Below are 21,777 nucleotides of genomic sequence, written 5' to 3'. Positions count from 1 at the left end.
TTATCTATGAACGTTCATTGTAAATTCATTCTTCGTCTACACATCATTTTATCACAGATGCTCCATGAAATATTAACAATAACTTTACAAACCTTTAAATTTCATGACATTTTCATCAATTCATAATGAGGCTGATGCGAGAAACATTGATTCTTCGGACTTTTCCTTCTGCGCCCAATAAATTGGAAATAGTTTGTCTTTACATCTGCTTAACGTTTGATGGGCGCTGTGATATAATGAGGTTCCGAAGAGCGAAAAAACACGAACGAAGATTATAGGATTACGGATAAACATTACTGCATGAAAGCAGTTGAATAAGGAATGAAGAAAGGAGTTCATGTTTGCAATGAAGAAAGTTATTACTTACGGTACATTTGATTTATTACACTGGGGGCATATTAAGCTGCTCGAACGTGCAAAGCAGCTTGGAGATTACTTAGTGGTGGCCATTTCGACAGATGAGTTTAACTTACAAAAATCAAAAAAGGCTTATCACAGCTACGAGCATCGAAAGCTCATTCTTGAAACGATTCGTTATGTAGATGAAGTCATTCCAGAAAATAGCTGGGATCAAAAAGTCCGTGACGTGCAAGAGCACGATATTGATGTGTTTGTCATGGGAGATGACTGGGAAGGTAAATTCGATTTCTTAAAAGAGCATTGCGAAGTCGTGTACTTGAAAAGAACAGAAGGCATCTCGACCACACAAATTAAGGAAGAAATTGCTGGACTTTAATAGATCGAAAAAAAGTACTTCTTATCTTTTGGTGAGAAGTGCTTTTTCATGTAAAATACAATGAGCAAGTTATCATTATTTTTAAGGAGAGCTTCCTTTGTTTCAAAATTGGATGAAGAAAAAAGTTGAACACACATTGGATCAACCTGAACAACATGAAACAATGACATCAGTTGACATGCCTGATATGGACTACTACTTTATCATGGGTGATGTACCAAAACAGGATGAGCGCTTAACGAAGTCTTTAAAAGCGAGATTAAAGCCATTGGCTGACAAACATAAACGTAATGCCATTTTAACTTTGAATTATGATGCAAATGTGAAAGAACATATTCATAGCTTGGAGGAGACCCTTCTGCACCAAGTTGATATCTTGAATGTATTTGAGCACTATATTCTACCGGAAAGCGGAAGTAAAAGGCGTTACTCGGAATTTATCATCGGTACATCTTTTCAATCGATCAATGAAGCAGTGATGCCAGTAGAAGAATCAACAGTTCAGGTGACGAGATATGAACTGCCATCTTCCCCTATTTGTTATATTGATCAATATAATGAAGAGCAGCAATTAGTAAAGAGGGAAGAGTACAATTGGCAGGGCGTTTTGTGCAGAGTACAAAGCTTTGTTCCTCATACAGGTGCCCTATACTTGGAAGAACTAATCAATGACGATGGCAATATCTATATGGAGATCATCTACCCTGGAGATACAAAAAAGAATCCAGTTCGGCATATTAATTGGTATAAAAAAACAGGAATTCAAACTTTTACAAAGAAGACAGATATAAAGCAACGATGGTTATCTAGTATTCAAACACAAAATGACCGTTTGAAACTGATGATTACAGAAGACCGGGATCAAGACCGTCACCTGTTTAAAATCGATCAGCCTGAAACAACGTATTATGCTGCATTTGTACATGACGCTCATTATGAAGAAGATCCGCATCAACTCTATTCTCATTACGAAGAATTATTTAAACAAATAAGAAAACAGCAAGTGGATGCCGTCTTCTTTGGAGATACTAAGCATAAGGTAGATGTTGAGAAGGTATTGGGAGAACAAGCCTATTTTTATCTTGTGCCTTCTGATGAAATGTCTCTTTGGAATACAACACTTCATCATATGCTCGAAAATCGTGAGCGTAAAGATGAACTGAGAAGGATCGTGGACCGCATGAAATGGGTTTTGCGTGATCTAAGCGCTGAACATCATGTTCTTCATCTTCAGCTTGAGCTGAAGGACGAAATGAGTCATGCGGATCATGTGCAAATCGATTTCGCAGGATATGATCGAGTGAATGGAGCTGAAATCATATCTCAAACAATCGATGAAAACCATCAAGTCAGCTTCCCAATTGGGCATTTTCAAACAAAGAAAAATATTGAAATCAATCAAACAAAATACGTTGATTTTTACATTCGTTTTAAAACAGAAGAACTTCAGGAAGTTTTGCAGCGTCTAGAAGTAGAGGAAGAGCTGCTCACCAATAAACCATCGTCAATCGATGGGTGGTCGTATCAAACGAAACAAGGAAACTATTCTTGGAAAGTAAAATAATGTGACAACAAAGCGGTAAGATTTCTGAACAGAGGAGATTAACGATTAATGATTGAAGAGGGAATTCATAAGAAGAGTGTCGTTGAAGGGTTAAAAAATCATCATGAGCAACTAGAAATGCTTATTCGCATCGACGATGACATGCCATTAACAGATAGAGAATTTTATTTGTTTATGAGGGAAAGAGTATCCAAACAAGAGCTTTTCCTTCCGCTTGTTCATCAAGAAGACAATCTATTCAAATTGGTATTGAGTGAATCATCGCTTCCGCTTGCATTAGAGCAAGGTCAGACATACAACCTGTATGTGACGGACTATCTGAGTGCAAACAAAGAAGAGGATGAGGACGAGCTTGAGGACTCGGCCTATGATTCTGATTCGGAAGAAGAGGAAGAAGAACTTAAAGAAACGGATAATGCCGAAGTAGAAGAGAAGTCGCCATACTATAAACGCCGTTTAAAAATGGAAATAGAGAAGCCAGAGCTGACTTTTTTAGAAAATAAAGGCGCGATGCTGAATGTCATCCCATATCGTACGGATAAAGGAAATGCATCGTTTAAAATCAAGCGTGAGCTAAAGGTTGTGAAATTCAATCATATCGAGCTCAACAAAGATTGTACGTTATCTTTATCTGGTTATGCAGGCATTCTCAGTGCAGAGCATCCTTATGAGATCAAGGAAGTAAAGCTTCTAGTGAAGAGAAATGGCGAAGAGCCAATTGAGCATCGTTTTCCGGTAAATATGACTCCAATAAAAGAGGAAGTGGTCAAATACCGTGATGATCAACAGGTACCTCAGCTTTATCAATTTCTAGCAGAAGTTCCTTTAGAGGAATTGACCTATTCGTTAAACAAACGTTTTGTATATCGCTTCTATTTTGAATTTATTTGCGATGTAGGTGGAGTAGAGGAGACTTTAACGACCACTTCTTTAGTCCTTGGAGATCGCTCGAACAAACTCAAAGGACTTGTTCAAATTCATAAAAGAAATGATGTACCGATTCGATATGAGGTGTATCGAAAGAAAAAAAGACAAACGCTTGGCATTCGAATTAATGATTATACAATGAAAACACGTGCGAAGTACTATGTCAAAAGCAAGTGGAAGAAGTTCAAAAAGCAAATCGGCAAAATAAAAAAAGTCCGTAACCGCCTTGTGACAAGTACCTTCCAAACGACCTTTCAGCTGGCGAGCAAGCTGTCTGTGAAAAAGAAAACCGTTATGTTTGAAAGCTTTAATGGAAAACAATTTAGCTGTAACCCGCGTGGGATCTATGAGTATATGAAAGAAAATCATCCTGAATATACATTGATCTGGAGCGTGAAAAAAGGGCACGAAGCACCGTTTAAGGAAAAGGATATTTACTATATCAATCGTCTGTCATTGAAATGGATTTTTGCGATGGCAAGAGCTGAGTATTGGGTCGTCAACAGCCGTTTGCCGCTGTGGATTCCAAAACCAGAGCATACAACATACTTGCAGACATGGCACGGTACGCCGTTAAAACGACTGGCGATGGATATGGACGAGGTGCATATGCCTGGAACAAACACGAAAAAATACAAAAAGAATTTCACGAAGGAAGCGTCGAATTGGGATTACCTCATTTCTCCAAATGCTTACTCGACTGAAATCTTTACACGTGCCTTCCAATTTCAAAAGACCATGATTGAGTCAGGATATCCGAGAAATGACTTCCTTCACAATCAAAACAATGAAGAAACGATGAGAGCACTCAAACAAAAAATGAACCTGCCGCTTGATAAAAAATTAATCTTATATGCTCCGACATGGAGAGACGATCAATTTTATAAAAAAGGGCAGTACAAATTTGATTTAGACCTTGATTTGCATGAGCTGAGAGCCGCTATCGGAGATGAATATATTATCATTCTGCGTATGCACTATCTAGTCGCTGAAAACTTTGATTTAGGACCATATGAAGGCTTTGCCTATGACTTCTCTCATTACGAAGATATTAGAGATCTTTATATGATTTCTGATCTGCTCATCACTGACTACTCATCTGTATTCTTTGATTATGCAAACCTCAAACGTCCGATGCTATTCTATGTGCCAGACATCGAAACATATCGTGACAAGCTGAGAGGCTTCTACTTTGACTTTGAACAAGAAGCACCTGGACCTCTTGTGAAAGAAACAGCGAGCGTCATTGACTGGGTAAGAGAAACAGAACAGCCAACCTTTTCTTTGCCAGCTTCATTCGCACCGTTTTATGAAAAATTCTGCTATTTAGAGAGCGGAGAGTCTTCGAAGCGTGTGGTGGAAGTAGTGTTTTCTGAAAAATAGTTTAAAAAGTACCGTTCTTCACCTTTGAACGGTACTTTTTTGTGTTTTTTATTCCAATGTACACATATTTAAAAGTTGTGGTAAAAATAAAAAAACATAGAATTTTAACAGTAAACATGCTAAATTTAGATAAGATTATCCGGTAATGTAAATTTGCTGAAAATAATATAGAGGTGCTTCAATGTACAAACTTTATCATAATTTTATAGAAATTCTTAATTTAGATGAACATAAGTTAGTTATATATATTGATAACATAGAGAAGTTGTGCACTTTTGAATTTAAAGAGTTAAATGTAAATGAGTCAAAGTGGATTTGTGAAATTGATGTAAAGGATCAGATGATTTTTGAATCCACAATAGACAATTCTAATGAAATGATCTATCTCTATGCAAAGGATCATAACCTGTATATTGTCAAAGAATGCTCAGACATGATCCAATCAGATCAAGTACTTCCTATTGAAATTAACAATCAATTTGAGGATATTTATGTCAAGCAATTAGGGTTAGATCGCTACGGCTTATACAGCGGCGAAAAGGAATTGTTATTATTTTCAGGGCTGCTGAATGTAGATGAGATCAATCGTAATTATAAAATAGATTTGCCCATCGAAGAGGCAGATAGACGATTTGAGGATATCTCCTTTATTCAATACAGTGCTTTCCACTTTGTGATTACCTATGACTGTCAGAATAAAGAACTAAATGTAAGGAAAATTTTGTTTGATGTGATGCAGGAACATAAAGATATTGAAGTGACTGTGAATAATCGTAATCAAATCAAAATTTTAAATAAAGTGACGGATCAAAAGAAAATCGTCAACTTTAGACTCGTTCCTAGATATCAGCCGCTAAAAGTTTTTGGTAAAGATACCTTAGACCAGTTCAAAGATGACAATATTCTTAATATCTTAGTGATTAATAAGCAAAGATATTACATCTATGTCAGAACGAATGGCGTATACTTAGTGAGAGGAAACCCATATCTCGTTACTAAACATACGTCGAGATTACGCATCTTTAGTTTGTTTAATAGTTTTTATGTTTTTGGAAGATTGACGCATTATGCGTATAATTCAGACCAAAAATATGAATATCTTTACATTAGAAACTCTGAGCATCAGCTGGCGAAATTTATAAGACCATTTAGAAAGATTAAATTCTTGAAAAGATATGGTTTCTTTAAAATCTCGTTAAATGATCTTGATTTAGACAGCAGAATCCACAATAACTTGTTTGTAGGAAATGATCACCGAATTATCCATAGTTTAAGGTTGAAAAAGAAGGATAAGAAGGTCAAAACATATATCACGAAAAAGAATGGGGACAAGCTGCAAGTCCTAAGAACCAATCTATTTGGAAATGTGACATCAACCATTATTCCTTATTCACAGGAATATTCTTTATTTAGTAAAGTGAAAATAAAAATAGCGAGTATCCTATCATCATTCTATAAAGACAAAAAGTATCGTGTGAATTTGTTTTTTGAGAAAAAGAGTGATAAAGCAGATGAATCAGCTATTAGAGTGTATGACTATGTACAGGAAAATTGTCAAACAGACTCAAAAAATTACTTTATTCTTAATAAGAAATCAAGCGCATATCCAGCATTGAAAACGAAATATGGAAAGGGTATCATACCGAAATATAGTCTCAGACATTATTTAAGTATATTTAATGCCAGTTATTTTATATCAAGTGAATTATCTAACCATGTTCTAAATGATAGGTTGTATATTGACCATCTCAGAGAGAGAATCATGAGTGTCCCACTCGTCTTTTTACAGCATGGCATTATGTTTGCTAAACCAGTTGATAATCCAATGGCCTTTGGGTTTCATAAAGACAAGAATCAATACAATATTTATAAATCAGTCATCAGCTCTGAATTAGAGGCCGGTGAATTTTATAAAATGAACTATGATCGTGAGGATTTGATTTTGACAGGTCTGGCAACCTTTGATCATGCCAAATTAGTAGACGGTGCAGATAAGATCGCCTTTATGCCAACTTACCGATATTGGGAAGAGGGACTTATTTATACGAATAGAATTGAAGAAACATCTTACTATAGAGTTCTAATCAAAATCATCAAAAGCTTTGAAGAAGCAGGTCTTCTTGATCGTCTGTTAATTGTACCGCATAACAAATTTTCACAGTACGTTTATCAAAATCTGCCTCAGTATAAACATATTATTTCTGATAACCCATCGGAAGCGCTAAAAGTGTCAAAAGTGTTTATTACTGATTATTCATCTGCTATTTATGATGCACAATATAGAGGTGCCTATCCTATTTTTTATTGGGAAGAAAAAGATTACTTGATTAGACAGTATAAAGCGATTCCTCCTGTAAATGATGAAAATGCACCAGGACCGATAGCATATAATACACAAGAGCTGATTCGAATCGTGAAACATGCGATCGATCGTCAGTATGTTGTGGAAGATGAATATAAAGAAAAATATCTGAAAATCAACAGCTTTAACGATAATCAGAATACGAAAAGAATTACGGATTTCTTAAAAGAGCACCAAATTATCTAATATGTGATGACCCCCCTGAATCAACGATTGAAAGGATTCAGGGGGTTTTTGTCTTCTAGTTTGACGTGCATGACTTTTGTTATAAGATGAAATGTGCATCGTTATCTGTTACAATTATGAGCGGTGCTTTTTAAAAAAGTAATCCCAAAAACTTATATCTAAGGAAGATTAGAATGAACGCAATGTTGACGATATTAAAGGAGCAAATTAGCTCATTTCCGCTGATTATGCGACTTGCTGTTTATGAAACAAAATCAAAATATCAGATGAATTATTTAGGTGTTTTATGGCAGTTTTTAAATCCATTGATTCAAATGCTGGCTTACTGGTTTGTTTTTGGTCTGGGAATTCGCGGAGGGCAGCCAATTGTCATTGGAGGGATGGAAGTTCCATTTATCATTTGGATGCTTGCTGGATTAATCCCTTGGTTCTTCATTAGTCCGACGATACTTGATGGATCAAACAGTGTGTTTAAACGCATTAATATGGTATCGAAAATGAATTTCCCGATTAGTGCGTTGCCGTCTGTAGTGATTATGTCCAATTTGTTCAGCTACTTTGTCATGATGGGTGTCTATCTGATTGTGCTGATTTCCTATGGCATATATCCTGATGCGCACTGGCTACAATATATATACTATTTTATTTGTATGATCGCGTTTATGTTTTCGTTTAGTTTGTTTAATTCCACGATTAGCGTACTCGTGAGAGACTATCAATTTCTTTTACAATCAGTGACACGTTTACTTTTCTTTTTGCTGCCGATTTTTTGGAATATCTCAGAGAAGCTCACTGGAGACAAAGCATGGATCGGGGATATACTAAAATTGAATCCACTTTTCTACATTATTGATGGTTTTAGAAATAGCTTGTTAAAGGGAGAATGGTTCTTCCATGATGTGAAATATACGCTTTATTTTTGGCTGATCACGCTTCTTCTTTTAACAGTCGGTTCATTGCTTCATATGAAATTTAGGGATAAATTTGTCGATTTTCTTTAAAAAGTAAGGAGATTATACGATGAAACTAAAGGTTTCGTTTCGAAACGTATCCAAGCAATACGTCCTATATAAAAAGCAGTCAGATAAGATTAAAGGGCTGTTTTTTCCTAATAAAAATGAAAAAGGTTTCTTTGCTGTTCGTGATGTGTCCTTTGATGTATATGAAGGCGAGACGATTGGTTTTGTAGGGATCAACGGATCTGGAAAATCAACGATGTCGAATCTTCTTGCGAAAATCATTCCACCGACAAGTGGTGAAGTTGATATGGACGGCCAGCCTTCGTTAATTGCCATTGCGGCAGGGCTAAACAACCAATTAAGCGGGAAAGACAACATTCGCCTCAAGTGCTTGATGATGGGGCTGACGAATAAAGAGATAGACGAACTATATGAAAAAATCGTAGAGTTTGCGGATATTGGTGACTTTATTGATCAGCCTGTGAAAAGCTATTCAAGCGGAATGAAGTCACGTCTTGGCTTCGCCATTTCAGCGCATATCGATCCAGATATCTTGATTATTGATGAAGCGTTGTCTGTTGGTGACCAAACCTTCTATCAAAAATGCGTGGATCGAATCACAGAATTTAAGGAACAAGGGAAGACGATCTTTTTTGTCAGCCATTCCATTAGCCAAATTCAAAAAATCTGTGACCGAGTGGCTTGGATGCATTATGGTGAGCTTCGTATGTTTGATGAGACGAAGAAGGTCGTGAAAGAGTATAAGGAGTTTGTTGAATGGTTTAACAAGCTTTCTAAAAAAGAAAAAAAAGAATATCAATTGAAACACAAAGAAGGTCGCAAAGGCGTACAAAAAAAGACAGAGAAGGTGTCTCGATATGATGAGAACGGAAAACGACGTTCCTTTTTTGGGCCAGCCTTTCAAGTGACGATAATAGCTGTTTTAACGATTTTACTTGCCTTATCGATGTTTTCGGATCGTCCGCTTCGTACACTGGCGACGTTTGGCGCCATCCAAGCAGATAAGACAGAATCGCCTCAGTCAACAAAGAACCCGCTAACGAAAGGGGCGCCTGATTTGAAAAAGGTGGATCGACAGACGCTTGTCACGGCAGATCCACTCACGGTGTACAAAGATCAAGCCATGAAAAAGAAGGCAGGTGTCACTTTGCCATTCGGGCAAGAGATACAAGCTGTCGCTGAAAATAAACAAACCGTTCAAATCAAAACAGCATCAGAGACGTATTTTGTCAAACCTGAAGGGCTTCAACCTGCAGAGGAATTAAAGTCTTTATCCATTGGACCTGGACAGTTCAACTCGTATGTATCGCCCGCATCTGCTGGCTCGTATGAGTATTTACTTTCTTTCCTTGGAAAAGAGGAATCTGTGCTTAAGCAAAAAATGCAAACGCTGAGCTCGATCAAAAGTGATCAAGGCGGTACGATTGAGCGATTGACCACAGAGAAAACTGACTATGTCATTCAAAATGGTCAAGCAAATGCTATTGTCTTTCATGAGGTGATGCCGATCTCTCCTTCGACACTTGGACTGACAGAACAGAAGGTTTGGATGAATGAGAAACAAACAAAATTCGTAGTAAAGGGCGAAAGCAATCTGTTTGTCATTGATAATGAAGAGCATACACTGACGATTTCAGTGATGAAATAAAAAGCTGCCGATTCCGGCAGCTTTCAGCATGTAGACAAACCCTCGCATTCGGTGTCAGTCCTGCGTGCTGGTGCTCACGAATGTCAAATTCGCTCCGCTCCAGTACTCGTCCTTCCTAGACTTCAAAGGTTTTCTATCACGCTGAGCTGAAAAGAAGACAAAGGGCTAAAATAAAGATCATTTTAGCCCTTTGTCAACAATCTGAAGCTACCGATTCCGGCAGCTTTTTTTAATTCACTTCTTCTTTTTCGAGAAGCTGTTTCATAAATGGAATGAGTTTCTTTTTCAGATCCTCATCTTGAAGGGCAAACTCGAGAGTCGTCTCGATGAAGCCTTGCTTCTCACCAACATCGTATCGTTTTCCTTCGAAATCATAGGCGAATACACGCTGGATATCATTCAGCTTTTGGATGGCATCTGTCAGTTGAATTTCCCCGCCTGCACCAATTTCTTGCTGATCAAGGTACATAAAGATCTCTGGCGTGAAAATGTAACGTCCTAAGATGGCTAGATTGGATGGTGCTGTACCTTGCGGCGGCTTTTCCACAAAGTTTTTCACTTGGTAGCGGCGTCCTTCTTGTGTAAGAGGGTCGATGATCCCGTAGCGATGCGTATCGCTGTCTGCTACCTGCTGAACACCGATCACAGATGAAAGGGTCTTTTCGTATTCATCCATCAGCTGGCGAAGCCCAGGTGTTTCGGCTTGAACAATATCATCACCTAATAAAACGGCGAATGGCTCGTCACCGATAAAATTGCGTGCGCACCAAACAGCGTGTCCAAGTCCTTTAGGTTCCTTTTGACGTATGTAATGAATGTCAGCAATGTTAGAGGATTTTCTCACCTTTTCTAGAAGCTCGCTCTTCCCTTTTTCCTCTAGGTTGCGCTCTAGCTCTGGTGCAAAATCAAAATGATCCTCAATGGCTCTTTTTCCTTTTCCAGTGACGATAATAATGTCTTCAATTCCTGATTCAACAGCTTCTTCAATAATATATTGAATGGTTGGTTTATCAACGATTGGCAGCATTTCTTTAGGCATAGCTTTTGTTGCAGGGAGGAAACGTGTCCCAAGACCTGCAGCTGGTATAATGGCTTTACGTACTTTTTTCAATGAACTTTGCACCTTCCTTACATAGATAACCGATTTAATCACTCAATGTTTGTTCTTGGTCGTCTGTTTAAAGTGTAACTTACAAATCATAGGAAAGACAAATAATTTCACTAAAATGAATTTTAGATAATTCATATTTTATATGTTAAATGTAAAGGAAAGAGAAATTTAACGTTAATTCAATGTAAATTTCTTTTTTTATACCATTAAATTTATCCTCCAAATTGTGTATAATTGAAAGTACTATACTAGGAAAGAGGATTAAACAAGTGAAAAAACTAAATGTAATGACTATTTTCGGTACTAGACCTGAAGCGATCAAAATGGCACCACTTGTCCTTGAATTAAATAAACATCCACAGATAAATTCGATTGTCACTGTGACAGCCCAGCACAGAGAAATGCTTGATCAAGTTCTTGAGGCTTTTTCAATTACGCCAGATCATGATTTAAACATCATGAAGCAGCGCCAGACATTATCTGAAATCACATCAAATGCACTGTTAAAGCTAGACCAATTATTCCAAGAAGAAAAACCTGATATTGTCCTAGTCCATGGAGATACTACAACAACCTTTGCAGGAAGCTTGGCAGCATTTTATCACCAAATTTCAGTTGGGCACGTCGAAGCAGGATTGAGAACACACAATAAGTATTCGCCTTTCCCAGAGGAATTGAACCGTCAAATGACAGGCACTATTGCCGATATTCATTTCTCTCCTACAGAGGAAGCGAAGCAGAATCTTTTAATTGAAAATAAAAAAGAAGAGACCATTTGTGTGACAGGGAATACAGCGATTGATGCCCTGCAAACTACAGTTACCGAGCATTATCAGCACCCTATTTTAGAGAAAATAGGCACGGATAAAATGATTTTGTTAACGGCCCACCGCAGAGAGAATCTCGGCCAGCCGATGAAAAATATGTTTAGAGCCATTAGACGTGTTGTAGAAGAGTTTGAAGATGTTCAGGTCGTTTATCCTGTTCATTTAAACCCTGCCGTACGTGATGCAGCTCAGACAGAATTTAGCGGTCTCGATCGTGTACACTTAATTGAACCGCTTGAAGTCGTTGATTTCCATAACTTTGCTGCCGCTTCGCACTTTATCTTAACGGATTCTGGCGGTGTACAAGAGGAGGCGCCTTCTCTAGGGAAGCCAGTTTTAGTGCTCCGTGATACAACAGAACGTCCAGAAGGCGTGAAAGCCGGCACACTTAAGCTTGCAGGTACGGATGAAGAGACCATTTACAAAATGGCTAAAGAGCTGCTAGTAGATCAGAAGGAGTATGACAGCATGTCGAAGGCGTCTAACCCTTATGGTGACGGACAAGCATCGAGACGAATTGTCGAGGAGCTCCTCCATCGATTTGGATTAAGTGAAGAAAAACCTGCCCCATTTAAATCATAAAAAAAGAAGACAAAGAGCTAAAATAAAAACCATTTTAGCCCTTTGTCAACAATCTGAGACTACATTCATGTAGTCTTCTTTTTTTACTGCTCCAAACTGTCCTTCAATTCCTTCTTCACTTTAGCCAAACTGCTATCATCAAGCTGATAATAATAGATATTATTGATGCGTGCTCCTGTACCTTTCAGCTCGTGTTGCTTCACATGCTGTCTTGCGTCACGGTAGTCATTCATCATCGTCCACATGTCATCAAAGGACATGTTGGTCTTCATATTGTTTTCCACGACTTTGAACATATCGCCGAACTTCGTAATAGATGAAATGTTTGCCCCTTTAGCAATGATGCCTTCAATGACTTGACGCTGCCTTTGCTGACGTCCGAAGTCACCCTTTGGATCTTGTTTTCTCATTCTTGTGTAGGCAAGGGCTTGATCGCCATTTAGATTAATTTCTCCTGTACCAAATGAATGACCATCATAGCTGAAAGCAAATGTGCTGTTCACTGTAATACCGCCAACTGTATCGACAATATCCTTAAAGCTTTCCATATTGACTTTCACGAAGTAATCAACAGGTACATCAAGCAATTCCTCTACAGTATCAGCTGCCATTTGTGTGCCGCCGAATGCATAGGAGTGGTTAATTTTATCCATTGTGCCTTTTCCAACAATTTTCGTATACGTATCACGCGGGATACTCACCATCTCAGTCGTTTTGGTTTTTGGGTTAACGGTCATGTATATTAATGTATCCGCACGGCCTCGGTCATTTTTTCTTTCGTCAACACCCATGACTAAAATAGAAATCGGGTCTTTCTTATTTAAATCGACATCTTTGTCACGCTTATCTGACTTCTTTAAATTCTCCTGAATGCCTGCCACGGTTGATGCTGCTGTATTCCAAAGATGATATGCATATCCGCCAGTTGCTAATACGAATAAGCCAATAATCGATAAAACAATCCAAAGAACCTTTTTCTTCTTTCGTTTTCTTTCAGCTCTCATAATGTCCCTCACCTTTTCTATGATTCTTCCATGATTATAGGTTTACGAATCTTGATAAACAAGTTATTTTTTTACTCTGAACCTAGATATAGACGTTGCAACAAAAAAAAGGTTTCAAAAAACCTTAAATTTACCTTAAAATATTAAGTTATAAGACGATACAAAGACATGAGGTGAAAAAAATGAAGAAAATCGTCGTTTTACCGTTCTTAATACTACTACTTGGTATCGTGCTCACAGCATGTGGAACGGCTGAGCAGTCCTCGGGAGAAAACAACACAAGCAGTTCAACTCCTCAGGTGCTGGAAGAAAAAGCTGAATTTATTGGAATGGCTGATGCACATACAGTCGAAGTGAAAAAAGTGAATACGACCTTAAGCTATGAATTTACGGATAATTTTAAAGATGTGTTAAATGAATTCAAACCAGGAGACAAAGTAGAAATCTCTTACTTTATCAATGACAGTGGTCAAAAGGAAATTCAAAAGATTGAAAAACAGAAGTAAAAAAGATGGGCGGGATGAACAAAATTGAAGAAAATTATTTTATCAATTATTGTACTTTTTATGTTGACAGTCTCTCTTCAACCAATGCAAATGTTTGCGTCAAGCTCTGTAATTTCAGTTAAATTGTCAAATTACGTGGGTAATCAAAAAAGTTTAAGCGTATCCACTACTGGTGCTTATAAAGTAGTTGGTAACAATGTCTCAACAGTACAACGATATGCTGGTAAGACTCTATATGATACTGCTAATTTCATTGCTTCGAATGGTTGGAAGAAACCTGCGACAATAGTTGTTGTAAATAAAGATGCATTTTCAGATGCTATCTCAGTCGCACCACTGGCTTATAAATTAAATGCACCAATTCTTTATACAGAAAAATCAGTTTTAACTAAGGCGACAGAATCACAAATAAAAAAAATGAATCCTGATAATATATTAATTATTGGTGGAACTTCTGTTATATCAACAAAAACAGAAACAGCCTTAAAGAAATATGGAAAAATCAAGAGAATTAGTGGGGCTACTCGATACGATGTTTCCAAAAATATTGCTAAGGAAATGGGTACATATAGTCAGGCAATTGTGGTAACTGGAAGAGTTTTTGCAGATGGAGCAGCTATTGCACCTTATGCGGCTAGGAATGGTTACCCAATCTTACTCACACCTAAATCTAAGTTGCCTAATTATTCACTTCCTAAAAAAGTAATGATAATTGGTGGAGAGAATGCAGTAGGTAAAAGTGTGGAAAAACAAATCAAAAAAACATCAAGTGTTACACGTATTGACGGAATGACTCGATATGATGTTGCTGCAAATATAGTTAAGAAATTAAATATGGGAGCAAAAAAGATTTACTTAGCAAGAGGCTCATCCTTTTCAGATGCAATTCCGCTTTCGTTAATAGCTGCAAAGAATAATAGCCCTATGGTGTTAATTAAAAAAGATGATATAACGACTCCTGTAAAAAACATTCTCAAAGAAAAAGGAACATACTCATTTCACATAGCTGGTGGAACGGGTGCCGTAACGGAAAAGGTTCAAAAGAAATTAGCTAATGAATTTTATCTTCAAACAAACACACCATACCAATTGAATATTTCTAACGGAAAAATTTCATTAAAAGGCATAAAGACGTATAACACTGTAAGAGTTGTTCCTGAGAAATATTCAACGAAAAATATCCTTCAAATTGCAGGGAAGCCTTACCTAGGCAGCGTCAACTTTGCAATTGAATCAGGTTATATCAGGCCGACTCTCGAAAATATTCCATTTGAAGACTATCTAAAAGGCGTGGTACCAAATGAAATGCCTGCAAGCTGGCATGTTGAAGCGCTAAAAGCACAGGCAGTGGCCGCTAGAACGTATTCAGTGAAAAGTATTGGAAAAGTCGTACCTGATACAACTGCCTTCCAAGTATATGGAGGATATAACTGGTACACGAATTCGACAAAAGCTGTCGATGCCACAAAAGGGAAAGTACTGAAATACAACAATCAGCTCATTTCAGCCACCTATTATTCTAGTAATGGCGGATATACAGAGGCAAGTGAAGAAGTGTGGGCAAATGCACTGCCGTACTTAGTGGCCAAAAAGGATACAAAAGATCCGGTCAATGCATGGACATTAAAACTCTCTAAAAAACAGCTAGGCACAACATTGACTGCTAGCACAGCAGCATCTCAGTGGTCTAAGGCAAAAGAGACAAATGCAACGGATCTTGCTGGTCTCAAATCATGGCTGCTCAAAAACAAAGAAACAGCTGCATCTGATATGAAGATTGCATCCATCTCAAGCCTGACGTTCTCAGGAAAAACAAAAGGCCAACGTGCGAAGACGGTATCAATCAAGCTGACATATCATCTGAAAAATAAAACAGGCACATATGCAGTAAACAAAAGTACAACGGCAAGTATGAAGATGACCGAGTTTAGATCCATCATGGGCGCAACAAAGGTGAAAAGCACATTTGCGTCAGTCAAAAACAATACAAATGACTTTACGATTTCAGGAAAAGGGTATGGTCACGGCATTGGCATGAGCCAATACGGTGCCAAAGCTAGAGCAGAATCTGGAAACTCATATTCTTCCATACTTTCGTTCTACTATCCAGGTACAAATCTAACAAACTATTAACAGGAGGAGAAGATTATGCACGCTACTATTAGAGCTTTTTTTATCAGTTTATTAGTGCTGTTTATGTTTACTCCAACTATATTGGCTGATAATGCTGTAACGAAAATAGATGGCAGTACACGTTATGCAGTAGCAGTAAATGCAGCCAAAACAGGTTGGAAAACAGCTGATACAGTTGTGTTAGTTGGGAAAACGGCATATGCTGATGCACTTACTGCAGTGCCTTTTGCATATCAAAAAAACGCACCAGTTTTATTTACAAATAAAGACACATTGTCTGCAGCGACCAAAAAAGGTTTGAAAGATCTAAAAGCAAAAAAGGTTATTATCATTGGTGGTGGAAACACAGTTTCTAATAATGTTGCAACTACAATGAAAAAAATGGGTATTTCTGTAACGAGAATTTATGGCCAAACTCGCTATGATACAGCTTCATTAATTTCAAAACAAATGAGGAGTTCAAGTGTCGCAATAGTTGCAAATGGTTTTTCATATGCAGATGCAGTAGCAATCTCTCCGTATGCTGCTAAAATGGGATATCCAATTTTGTTAACAAACGATAGAAGTTTAGTTAAAGTTACAGCATCAACTATTAAAAGTAGAGGGGTCAAACAAACTATTGTAATCGGTGGAGAATCAAGAATTAACAGAACGACATATAATCAGTTGCCTTCTCCAACTCGTGTTGGTGGTGCAACTCGTTATGATACGGCAGCAAGTATCGTAAATAAATATAATATGAGTACAAGTAATACTTATCTCAGTAACGGTTTTGCATATGCTGATGCTATAACAGGCGCAAGTATTGCAGCTAAAAAGGGAAAAGCATTCTTGTTCACAAATAAAAAAAGTCTACCCGTTGCAACTAGAAGTGCGATAGGTAATAAAAAAATAAATAGTTTTAGTACAATTGGCGGTACAAATGTAATCTCAACAAACGTTTTAGCACAATTGAAAAACCCTGTCGTCGGGAAAAAAGTATTCATTGACCCAGGTCATGGCGCACATGATTCAGGAGCTGTAGGCTACGGGTTATATGAAAAGAACTTGAATTTAGATGTAGCCAAGCGTTTAAATACGAAATTAAACAACGCGGGTGCACTTGTTACCATGTCAAGAACATCAGACACATTTGACAGTCTTCAAACACGAGTGAGCAAAGGTGCGTCAGCAAATGCAGATATCTTCATCAGTGTCCATGCAAACTCAAATGATAACAGCAGTGCAAACGGAACAGAAACGTATTATGACAAAACATATGCGTCTGCAAACAGCTTGAAGCTTGCGCAAAACATTCAGCCGAAAATGGTCAGTGCACTTGGTACAAGAGACCGTGGTGTGAAAACAGCTGGATTCTACGTGATTAAATATTCTAAAATGCCGAGTGTTCTTTTAGAAACTGGTTTTGTGTCAAGTCCAGTTGATTCAAACATCTTGAAATCGGCTACGTATAAAGATCGTTTAGCGTCAGGCATTTCAAGCGGTGTGTCAGGTTACTTTAGATAAGAAAATACAAACATGAGGGGTGCCTCAGATACTCCTCTTAGGCTGCTCGAGAACGTCTCTCGGCAGCCTTTTTTCAAAAGTCTATGAAGTGATCGGGTCATCAATAATGTGTCAAGTTAAAAATACATTTCATTTCTAGTTATCTTTGTTATAATTGAAACATAAAAGGTGAATGGTTTACGCATGAATCTAAGCGACAGCCAATCGACAAATCATGAAGAGGTGACAATTTTGAAAAAATTAATCACAATGCCGTTTCTAGTATTGCTTCTAGGTGTACTACTCACAGCATGCGGCACAACAAATCAATCAAGCGACAACAATAAGGATGATAGCAAAAAGGAAACAACCGAAGCAGCTGATCAAAAGAAAGAAAATGCTTCAGAGAAAAAGGAAAAAACAGAAGATGAGTCATCAAATGAAAAAGCAGATGATCAAAGCAAAGAAACAGTTGCTCCAAAAGAAGAGCAATCTGGTCAATCTGATGAAGACGCAAAAGACAGCTCAAGTAAAGAAATCACAAAAGAAGAACCTACTAAGGAACAATCAAAAGCTGAATCTAAAACAAAGAAAGAATCAACAACAAATAAGAAAAATGAAGTCACCAAGGAAGGCACATATGTCGGCTTGGCTGATGGACATACCATTGCTGTGAACATTGATGGCAAAGAAGTCGCTATTCAATTCGGAAATACGTTTTCTAAACAAGTGAACAGCTTAAAAGAAGAATCAAAAGTGAAAGTCACTTATACAAAAGATGCAAACGGAACCCTTCGATTAAAAACGATCGAATCTGTTAAAGCAAAATAAAGAAAAGACCCGGAGACCCGCAGAATTGCGGGTCTTTTTTACGTTGAAAAGGGCATAACTTGATATAAGTGCACATTCTTAACACAGTTTTACAAGACTTAACAGCGCATTTACATTTGCTTAATGTTGCTCTGCTAAACTGACTTTCATAGAACATCTCTTTACACAACAACTACTTTGAATGGTGAGGTGCAGGTCAGTGAGTGCAGAGAAAGCGATGAATCTTTATAGAGAATATGAAGTGAGTCGAAACCACTCTTTTGCTTTAACAGAACATATGGTTCGTTATTTATTTGCAAAACGTTTCATAGATTTAATGTTCTCGTTCATCGGATTGATGTTGAGTACGCCAATCATTTTGCTGTTTGCTCTTTTGATTAAGCTGGAAACACCGGGACCAGCCTTTTATATGCAGGAGAGGGTCGGGAAAGACGGTGTTTACTTTAAATTATGGAAGCTCAGATCGATGAGAACCGATGCTGAAAGCGGAGGAGCAAAATGGGCACAAAAAAACGACCCACGTATCACCAAAGTGGGAGCCTTCATTCGTAAAACAAGAATCGATGAACTCCCTCAATTCATCAACGTGTTAAAAGGAGAAATGAGTATCGTAGGTCCGCGTCCGGAAAGACCGATGTTTACCGCAGAATTTAATCGGACGATTCCAGGTTTTACGAAAAGATTAACGGTCAAGCCGGGACTGACAGGTCTTGCACAAGTAAATGGAGGATATGAAATGAGTCCAAGTGAAAAATTAACACACGACTTACATTATATTCAAAACTTGACATTTTCTCTCGACACGAAGATTATGGTAAAAACGTTAAAAGTCATCATGACGGGTGACGGAGCCAGATAAGTAAAGTAGGGAAGAGAAATGGCAAGTATGAAAAAACGCATGCTAGGCGGGGCAAAATGGACAAGCTTGTCCGCATTCATCATTACGATCATCCAAATTGCACAGTTCGCCTTTTTAGGGAATGTGATGTCACTGAAGGAGTTTGGACTCGTTGGCATGATCACAACTGTCACAATATTTACGCAGATTTTACTTGATCTAGGGATCGGGGCAGCGATCATCCAAAAGGAACAAACAACAGAACGTCAATTATCCACATTATATTGGATCAACTTACTCACTGGAGTTGTCTTATTCTGTTTACTCATTCTAGTTAGCCCAATGATTGCCGCCTTTTATAACCGGCCAGAGCTGGAGGGGTTGCTGAAACTATTATCAATCATGTTTTTGATTGCTCCTATTGGCCAGCAATACCAATACATGATGCAAAAGGACCTAGCCTTTAAAACATTAAGTGCCATTGAAGCCGTTGCAACCATGATATCGCTGATTGTTTTACTCGCTTTGACCTTCTTCATCAATCCGATTGTTGCCTATGTCATTTCTCAAGTGCTGCTGCAATCAGGAAAAGGGCTTATGTATGCCGCAGCTTATTGGAAGAAGTGGCGCCCAGCACCTGTTTTTGCATTAGGAGAAGTGAAAGAATTCTTCTCATTTGGTGCATTCCAGCTCGCATCCAGACTAGTCAATCGAGCAGGATCGAACATAGACATGATTTTAATCGGACGGTTTCTTGGAGCAGAAGCGTTAGGTATTTATAGCTTGGCATATCAAATCGTGACGATCCCCGTGCTGAAGATTAACCCAATCGTGACGAGAGTGGCTTTCCCGGTTTTCGCAAAAAGTCAGCGTGATCACTCCATGCTGCGAGAGGGCTTCCTCAGTATGACGAATATGCTCGCATTGATTAGCTTTCCGTTATTAATCGGTCTTGCTGCCGTATCAGATAGCTTTATAGAAGTAGTGTTTGGCGAGAAATGGCTCGTAGCTGTTCCGGTTCTTAATATATTATGCATTGTCGGACTTCTGCGTGTGCTGATGAATCCAAACGGGTCAATACTTCTTGCAAAGGGGAGAGCGGACTTAGCCTTTTATTGGGATACGGGGATGCTTCTTGTGTATGGATGCGCCTTATATGTAGGTGTCAGCACAGGCAGTCTGCTCACAGTAGCTTGGGTTTACTCAGGTGTCAGCCTGCTCAACTTCATTGTCGGCAGATGGCTCATGGCGTATGTCATTCAGCTAGATATGAAGGTTTATTTGAAATCACTTGGCAAGCCTGCTGCTATGACGCTATTGATGGCCGCCTGTGCGGTAGCCCTCCATCAAGGGATGAAGCTGACGTCAGCCGACATTTTACTTCAATTAGGATTGACGATTTGTGTCAGCGCAGCATTGTATGGCTTGCTGCTCATCAAAATGTATCCGCAAGTTGCAGGCAAATTATTGAGAAGAGGTCGTTCGTCATGAAGGTGCTATGGCTGACAAGTGTATATCCTAGTGAAACACATCCAAGTGAAGGCGTATTCCATGAAACGCAAGTGCAGGAGCTGCTCAAACAAGGAATACAAGTGACCGTCATATGTCCCAACCCGGTCAATCCACCGGTTTTGCGGATGCTGAAGGCGTCCTATCGGCAGAAAAAAGATCTGCCCGAGCAGGAAGTGAGAAACGGAGTGACCGTATACAGGCCGCCCTATACAGCGCTCCCTGGACAGCTGAAATGGGCACAGCCGAGTAAACGAATAGCTTCTACTGTTCTCAGCACCATGCAGCGTTATCAGCTGTCACCAGATTTTATCCATGCGCACTTTGCGATGCCATCTGGCGGAGCGGCGGCTGTGATTCAGAAAAAAACGCAAATTCCTTATCTTTTGACCTTACATGGCAGTGATGTGAACGTGTATCCGAGCTATAGCAAAGGGGCACATGCAGCCTTTGAAACGGCGGTGAAACAGGCATCTGCTGTTCTGACGGTGAGCGAGGAGCTTGCTAAAAAGACACATGACATGACAAAGGTAGAAGCGAAATGCCTCCCGCTCGGTATTCCGCTCCAGTCATTTTCTAAAACGAAAGAAGATCAACAAGGCATCAGGAAAAAGTTAGGCTTACCCCTTCACGACAAGCTCGTTGTCTTCGTCGGACGATTAGTCAAAGAGAAGGGCTTACTTGAATTAGCTGATGCTGTCAGCGGCTTGGATGGTGTGAAAGCAGTTTTTGTTGGAAAAGGCCCCCTTGCAAAGGAGCTCACAGAACGTGCTGGAGCATCCATTCTACTCCCAGGGCAGGTGCCGAATGATCAGGTGAAAGACTATTTAATAGCAGCCGATTTGTTTGCACTCCCATCCTATAGTGAAGGAATGCCAACCGTTGTTCTGGAGGCGCTCGCTTTAAAAGCACCTGTCATTGCGACAAGAGTCGGTGGTCTCCCAACCTTATTTTCTAGCTATCAACACCTCCTCGTTGATCCGCATTCGGCAAATCAGTTAAAAGAGGCCATTCACGCCTACCTTTATGAAAACAGATGGAATGAGCAAGTGAAAAACGATCTTTATCAAATCGTTCATACAGAATATTCATCAGCAAATAATACGAAGCAGCTCATACAGCAATATGAAAAGGTGCTTCATCAATCAAGATCCATCGTTTAAAC

The 21,777-nt window shown here is 38.7% G+C and carries 16 protein-coding genes; 14 read left to right on the top strand and 2 right to left on the bottom strand.

Going from position 1 to position 21,777, the window contains the following annotated elements; translation table 11 throughout:
* Positions 1 to 346: 346 nt before the first annotated feature.
* The 6 genes from tagD to tagH all read left to right on the top strand — a co-directional run bounded on the left by tagD (position 347) and on the right by tagH (position 9,786).
* Positions 347 to 736 (top strand): glycerol-3-phosphate cytidylyltransferase, encoded by a 390-nt coding sequence (tagD, locus tag MHI33_RS19155; protein WP_008343212.1) that lies wholly within the window; start codon positions 347 to 349, stop codon positions 734 to 736.
* Between the two features lie 97 nt (positions 737 to 833).
* A complete protein-coding gene (locus MHI33_RS19150) occupies positions 834 to 2,300 on the top strand; it encodes an alpha-glucosyltransferase N-terminal domain-containing protein (RefSeq protein ID WP_340913186.1) in 1,467 nt (488 codons plus the stop codon).
* 48 nt (positions 2,301 to 2,348) lie between these two features.
* The gene (locus MHI33_RS19145; RefSeq protein ID WP_340913183.1) at positions 2,349 to 4,610 is read left to right on the top strand and encodes a CDP-glycerol glycerophosphotransferase family protein; all 2,262 of its coding nucleotides are present in this window, start codon (positions 2,349 to 2,351) and stop codon (positions 4,608 to 4,610) included.
* A gap of 181 nt (positions 4,611 to 4,791) precedes the next feature.
* Positions 4,792 to 7,158: a CDP-glycerol glycerophosphotransferase family protein gene (locus MHI33_RS19140; protein WP_340913181.1), complete on the top strand. Its 2,367-nt coding sequence runs from the start codon at positions 4,792 to 4,794 to the stop codon at positions 7,156 to 7,158.
* 173 nt (positions 7,159 to 7,331) lie between these two features.
* Positions 7,332 to 8,159 carry an ABC transporter permease gene (locus MHI33_RS19135; protein ID WP_065097920.1) on the top strand — a complete coding sequence of 276 codons (828 nt, stop codon included), beginning with the start codon at positions 7,332 to 7,334 and terminating at the stop codon, positions 8,157 to 8,159.
* A 19-nt stretch (positions 8,160 to 8,178) separates the two neighbouring features.
* A complete protein-coding gene (tagH, locus tag MHI33_RS19130; protein ID WP_340913178.1) occupies positions 8,179 to 9,786 on the top strand; it encodes a teichoic acids export ABC transporter ATP-binding subunit TagH in 1,608 nt (535 codons plus the stop codon).
* Between the two features lie 229 nt (positions 9,787 to 10,015).
* Here tagH and galU read toward each other — a convergent pair whose 3' ends face one another.
* Positions 10,016 to 10,897, bottom strand: coding sequence for a UTP--glucose-1-phosphate uridylyltransferase GalU (gene galU / locus MHI33_RS19125; protein ID WP_034660174.1), 882 nt, complete (start codon positions 10,895 to 10,897; stop codon positions 10,016 to 10,018).
* A 269-nt stretch (positions 10,898 to 11,166) separates the two neighbouring features.
* On the opposite strand from galU, the gene wecB reads away from it, so the two are divergent.
* Complete coding sequence (gene wecB, locus MHI33_RS19120; protein ID WP_106067045.1) at positions 11,167 to 12,306, top strand: non-hydrolyzing UDP-N-acetylglucosamine 2-epimerase; 1,140 nt, start codon at positions 11,167 to 11,169, stop codon at positions 12,304 to 12,306.
* Positions 12,307 to 12,389: 83 nt separating this feature from the next.
* Here the strand turns inward: wecB and tagU are convergent, their stop codons facing one another.
* Complete coding sequence (gene tagU, locus MHI33_RS19115) at positions 12,390 to 13,310, bottom strand: polyisoprenyl-teichoic acid--peptidoglycan teichoic acid transferase TagU (RefSeq protein ID WP_065097923.1); 921 nt, start codon at positions 13,308 to 13,310, stop codon at positions 12,390 to 12,392.
* Positions 13,311 to 13,492: 182 nt separating this feature from the next.
* Here tagU and MHI33_RS19110 point away from each other — a divergent pair, with 182 nt between their 5' ends.
* The 7 genes from MHI33_RS19110 to tuaC all read left to right on the top strand — a co-directional run bounded on the left by MHI33_RS19110 (position 13,493) and on the right by tuaC (position 21,775).
* Entirely contained in the window at positions 13,493 to 13,816 is a 324-nt protein-coding gene (locus MHI33_RS19110; protein ID WP_003212891.1) for a hypothetical protein, read from the top strand.
* A gap of 24 nt (positions 13,817 to 13,840) precedes the next feature.
* Positions 13,841 to 15,949, top strand: a complete 2,109-nt coding sequence (locus tag MHI33_RS19105; RefSeq protein ID WP_065097924.1) for a SpoIID/LytB domain-containing protein — start codon at positions 13,841 to 13,843, stop codon at positions 15,947 to 15,949.
* A 15-nt stretch (positions 15,950 to 15,964) separates the two neighbouring features.
* Positions 15,965 to 17,455: an N-acetylmuramoyl-L-alanine amidase gene (locus MHI33_RS19100; RefSeq protein WP_106067047.1), complete on the top strand. Its 1,491-nt coding sequence runs from the start codon at positions 15,965 to 15,967 to the stop codon at positions 17,453 to 17,455.
* A gap of 231 nt (positions 17,456 to 17,686) precedes the next feature.
* Positions 17,687 to 18,265 (top strand): hypothetical protein, encoded by a 579-nt coding sequence (locus MHI33_RS19095; protein ID WP_185107773.1) that lies wholly within the window; start codon positions 17,687 to 17,689, stop codon positions 18,263 to 18,265.
* A 199-nt stretch (positions 18,266 to 18,464) separates the two neighbouring features.
* Positions 18,465 to 19,124 carry a sugar transferase gene (locus MHI33_RS19090; protein WP_340913170.1) on the top strand — a complete coding sequence of 220 codons (660 nt, stop codon included), beginning with the start codon at positions 18,465 to 18,467 and terminating at the stop codon, positions 19,122 to 19,124.
* Between the two features lie 18 nt (positions 19,125 to 19,142).
* Complete coding sequence (gene tuaB / locus MHI33_RS19085; protein WP_034620148.1) at positions 19,143 to 20,594, top strand: teichuronic acid biosynthesis protein TuaB; 1,452 nt, start codon at positions 19,143 to 19,145, stop codon at positions 20,592 to 20,594.
* Entirely contained in the window at positions 20,591 to 21,775 is a 1,185-nt protein-coding gene (gene tuaC, locus MHI33_RS19080) for a teichuronic acid biosynthesis protein TuaC (protein ID WP_065097926.1), read from the top strand. The genes tuaB and tuaC overlap by 4 nt, the downstream gene beginning before the upstream one ends.
* The last annotated feature ends 2 nt before the right edge of the window (positions 21,776 to 21,777 follow it).

It is taken from the genome of Bacillus sp. FSL K6-2971, assembly GCF_038006405.1.
GTDB classification, from domain to species: Bacteria; Bacillota; Bacilli; order Bacillales; family Bacillaceae; genus Bacillus; species Bacillus pumilus.
The sequence above is the reverse complement of the archived record's forward strand: the minus strand, read 5'-3'. Positions and strand labels throughout refer to the sequence as shown.

Excerpts from the sequence above, each read along its gene's own strand:
- tuaB (WP_034620148.1), top strand. The coding sequence starts at position 19,143 with ATGGCAAGTATGAAAAAACGCATGCTAGGCGGGGCAAAATGGACAAGC.
- tagD (WP_008343212.1), top strand. The coding sequence starts at position 347 with ATGAAGAAAGTTATTACTTACGGTACATTTGATTTATTACACTGGGGG.
- MHI33_RS19100 (WP_106067047.1), top strand. The coding sequence starts at position 15,965 with ATGCACGCTACTATTAGAGCTTTTTTTATCAGTTTATTAGTGCTGTTT.
- MHI33_RS19145 (WP_340913183.1), top strand. The coding sequence starts at position 2,349 with ATGATTGAAGAGGGAATTCATAAGAAGAGTGTCGTTGAAGGGTTAAAA.
- MHI33_RS19140 (WP_340913181.1), top strand. The coding sequence starts at position 4,792 with ATGTACAAACTTTATCATAATTTTATAGAAATTCTTAATTTAGATGAA.
- tagU (WP_065097923.1), bottom strand. The coding sequence starts at position 13,310 with ATGAGAGCTGAAAGAAAACGAAAGAAGAAAAAGGTTCTTTGGATTGTT.
- MHI33_RS19135 (WP_065097920.1), top strand. The coding sequence starts at position 7,332 with ATGAACGCAATGTTGACGATATTAAAGGAGCAAATTAGCTCATTTCCG.
- tuaC (WP_065097926.1), top strand. The coding sequence starts at position 20,591 with ATGAAGGTGCTATGGCTGACAAGTGTATATCCTAGTGAAACACATCCA.
- tagH (WP_340913178.1), top strand. The coding sequence starts at position 8,179 with ATGAAACTAAAGGTTTCGTTTCGAAACGTATCCAAGCAATACGTCCTA.
- MHI33_RS19110 (WP_003212891.1), top strand. The coding sequence starts at position 13,493 with ATGAAGAAAATCGTCGTTTTACCGTTCTTAATACTACTACTTGGTATC.